General features: G+C 67.6%; 3 protein-coding genes. 2 read left to right on the top strand and 1 reads right to left on the bottom strand.

Features of this window, described 5'->3' with window-relative positions:
- Positions 1-906, top strand: a 906-nt coding sequence (locus VIR09_RS12760; RefSeq protein WP_332013199.1) for a phosphomannomutase/phosphoglucomutase, incomplete at its 5' end; no start/stop codon positions are given.
- 7 nt (positions 907-913) lie between these two features.
- Positions 914-2,467, top strand: a complete 1,554-nt coding sequence (pgi, locus tag VIR09_RS12755) for a glucose-6-phosphate isomerase (protein ID WP_332013198.1) — start codon at positions 914-916, stop codon at positions 2,465-2,467.
- Between the two features lie 42 nt (positions 2,468-2,509).
- On the opposite strand, the gene VIR09_RS12750 is transcribed toward pgi, so the two are convergent.
- Positions 2,510-3,643 carry a glycosyltransferase family 4 protein gene (locus VIR09_RS12750; protein WP_332013197.1) on the bottom strand — a complete coding sequence of 378 codons (1,134 nt, stop codon included), beginning with the start codon at positions 3,641-3,643 and terminating at the stop codon, positions 2,510-2,512.
- Positions 3,644-3,749 lie beyond the last annotated feature (106 nt).

The raw sequence follows: 3,749 nt of genomic DNA, 5'->3' as shown, positions 1-3,749 counted from the left end.
GTGGCATCGGGCGTCAAGCTGGCGCGCCCCATGAAGATCGCCATCGATTGCGGCAACGGCGTGGCCGGCGCCGTCGCGCCGGCCCTGTTCCGTGCCCTGGGCTGCGAAGTCACCGAACTGTTCTGCGAAGTGGACGGCACCTTCCCCAATCACCACCCCGATCCCGCCGAACCCAAGAACCTGCAGGACCTGATCAAGTGCGTGGCCGAGACCGACTGCGAGTTGGGCCTGGCGTTCGACGGCGACGGCGACCGCCTGGGCGTGGTGACGAAATCGGGCCAGATCATCTGGCCGGACCGCCAACTGGTGCTGTTCGCCCGCGACGTGCTGGACCGCAACCCAGGCGCCACCATCATCTATGACGTGAAGTGCAGCCGCCATGTCGGCCTGTCCGTCGCAGCCGCAGGCGGCGTGCCGATGATGTGGAAGACGGGCCATTCGCTGGTAAAGGCCAAGCTGGCCGAGACCGGCGCCCCGCTGGCCGGCGAGATGAGCGGCCACATCTTCTTCAAGGAACGCTGGTACGGCTTCGACGACGGCCTCTACACCGGCGCCCGCCTGCTGGAAATCGTGTCGCGTTACGCCGACCCTTGCGCCGCGTTGGAAGCCCTGCCGCAAGACGTATCCACGCCCGAACTGAAGCTGGAAATGGAGGAAGGCCAACCCTTCACCCTGGTCCAGGCCTTGCAGGACCAGGGCCAATTTCCCGGCGCGGACCGCGTGATCACTATCGACGGCGTGCGCGCGGAGTATCCGGACGGCTTCGGCCTGGCGCGCCCCTCGAACACCACCCCAGTCGTTGTGCTGCGCTTCGAAGCCCAGACGCCGGCCGCGCTGGAGCGCATACAAGCCGACTTCCGGCGTGAACTGAGCAAGCTCGCGCCGCAAGCCAACCTGCCTTTCTAGACCGCCTATGTCCTTATCGAACAGCCCAGCCTGGCAACAGTTCATCACGGCCACGCGCGCTGCGCCGCGGACCGGCGAGCAGCTACGCCTCATCAATGCTCCCGGGCTGCGCCTGGACTTGAGCGCACAGGCGTATTCGGCGGATCTGCAAAAAGCCGAGGCCGCGTTGCTGACGCAACAAGGCTTCGATGCGGCCAGGACTTGCCTGTTCGACGGCGGCAACGCCAACTGGACTGAGGATCGCCCCGCCTGGCACACGGCCCTACGCGCCGCCCAACCACCCGCCAGGGTAGCCAAGGCCGTACTGACCGAGCGCGAGCGCATGCGCGAATTCGTGCGCCAGGCCGACGCGGGCGGGCGCTATGGCAGCGTGTTGCACTTGGGCATAGGCGGCAGCGACTGGGGCCCGCGGCTGATCACGCGCGCCCTGCGCCACGGCGGCGCCCGGCGCGAAGTACGTTTCGCGTCCAACGTGGATTCGCATTCGGTTGCGGACGCGATGAGCCGGCTTGATCCGCACGACACCCTGGTCATCGTCGCCTCCAAGTCGTTCACCACGACCGAACCGCTGGCCAATGCCGAGGTCGCCATGAATTGGCTGCGCGATGCCGGCGTGGCGGATCCCATCAAGCAGGTCGTGGCGGTCACCGCCAACGTCGAGGCGGCCTTGAATCTGGGCATCCTGCCCGATCACATCTTCCAGATCTGGGACTGGGTGGGCGGGCGCTATTCGCTCTGGTCCGCGATCAGCCTGCCGGTCGCGCTGGCGCTGGGCACCGACGCCTTCGACCAGCTGCTGGCAGGCGCGGCCGCCATGGACGAGCACTTCCGCACCGCGCCCATCGAGGAAAACGCCCCCGTCCAGCTGGCGCTGGCCGGCGTGGTGAACCGCAGCGTACTGGGCTACGACTCCCTGGTGATCGCGCCCTACGATTCGCGGCTGTATCACATCGTGCCTTGGGCCCAGCAGCTGGAAATGGAATCGCTGGGCAAGGTCGCCACCGCCGACGGCAGCCCGGCCGGCGTGCCCACCGGCCCGGCCGTATGGGGCATGTCGGGCACCGACTGCCAGCACACCTTCTTCCAATGGCTGCACCAGGACAGCAGAGGCGCTCCCGTCGACTTCATCCTGTGCGAACAACCTGACCACGACTACGCGCGGCACCACGAACTGTTGATCGCCAATTGCCTGGCGCAGCGTTCCGCCCTGCTGCGGGGCAAATCCTTCCAGGAAGCGCTGGCCGAAACCTCCGCCATCGAGAGCGATCCGGATCGCGCGCGGCTGCTGGCGCAACACCGCGTCCATCCGGGCGGACGGCCGTCCTCGCTCATCGTGCTGCCGCGGCTGGAGGCCTACACGCTGGGTGCGCTGCTGGCGCTGTATGAGCACAAAGTGTTCACCCAGGGCGTGGTGTGGGGCATCAATCCCTTCGACCAATGGGGCGTGGAATTCGGCAAGGCACTGGCCAAGGGCATCATGCACGAACTGAATTCGCCGCAATCCAGCCAGCAGGATCCCTCCACCCGCTACTGGATCAACGCGATCACGCGCCGTCCTTGAGGACCACCCACCAGCGCCTTCGCGGCGCCGGCCCCATTCTCGTCAGACGCTGAGCGCGTCGTAGATTTCCACGTGGACGCGTGCAACGCGCTCGATGTTGAACTCGCGCTCGGCCAGCGCCCTGCCCGCGGCTCCCATGGACTGCCGCAAGGCCGGATCCTCAGCCAGACGGGCGATGGCGTCCGCCAGCGCCTGCGCGTCGCGCACCGGCACCAGCAGCCCGGTCTCGCCGGGCTCGATGGCATCGCGGCAGCCCGGCACATCAGTGGTCACGACCGCCCGCGCGCAGGCTGCAGCCTCTATCAGCGACTTGGGCAGGCCTTCGCGGTAGGAAGGCAGCACGGCAATATGCGAAGCTGCATACAGCGCCGCCACGTCGAAACGTTCGCCCAGCGCGCTCACGCAGCCCTCGCGCTGCCAGGCCTCCACATCGTCCTGAGTCGCCGAGGCGGGATTGCCGGCGTCCACACCGCCAACCAACTGCATCGTGACGGGCAGGCCGCGCTCGCGCAGCAGCCTGGCCGCCTGCACGAATTCCTGCACGCCCTTGTCGCGCAGCAGCCGCGCCACCATGGTGACCACGACCGGCGGCGCCGGCGGTTCGGGCTGGGCCCGATACTCGTCCAGGTCCACGCCCGCGCCGCGGATCATCACGACCTGCGCATCGCGCACAGCCCCCAGCGATTTGAGCAGATCTCGGTCGCTGGCGTTCTGGAAGATCACGCGGCTGTTGGGGTGGCCCAGCGCCAGTCGATACAGGCGCGCCACCACGGCGCGCACCAGCTTCATCTTCAGCGAATTGGACAGGAAAACGAAGCCCAGACCAGAGATCGCCGCGACCATGCCCGGCACACGCGTCAGGCGCGCGGCGATGCCGCCATAGAGCACGGGCTTGATCGTGACCAGATGCACGATCTGCGGCCGCAGGCGCCGGAACAACCGGATCAAGGCCAGCAGCGTGCCCAGCTCCTGCAGGGGATGCTTGCCGCTGCGCGTCATCGGAATCGCGTGGTGCGTCATGCCCAGCGCCTCGATATCAGCCACCGCCGGCCCGTCCATCGTGGCGACGTGCACCTCATAGCCCGCCTGTTGCGCGGCCAACGCCACCGGCACCCGATGCGACATGAAGAAGGCCGGGTTGTTGACGACAAATAGCAAGCGGCGCGCGGCGCTCATGCTTGCGCTCCAGAGATGCGGCGCCATACCCGGATGTAGCCTTGCACCATGCGCGCAAGATCGAAATTTTCGAGCACGCGGGCACGGCCCGCCTCGCCAGCGCGCG

Origin of the sequence: Achromobacter sp. (assembly GCF_036567245.1) — a bacterium.
Classification (GTDB): Bacteria; Pseudomonadota; Gammaproteobacteria; order Burkholderiales; family Burkholderiaceae_B; genus Achromobacter.
The sequence above is the reverse complement of the archived record's forward strand: the minus strand, read 5'-3'. Positions and strand labels throughout refer to the sequence as shown.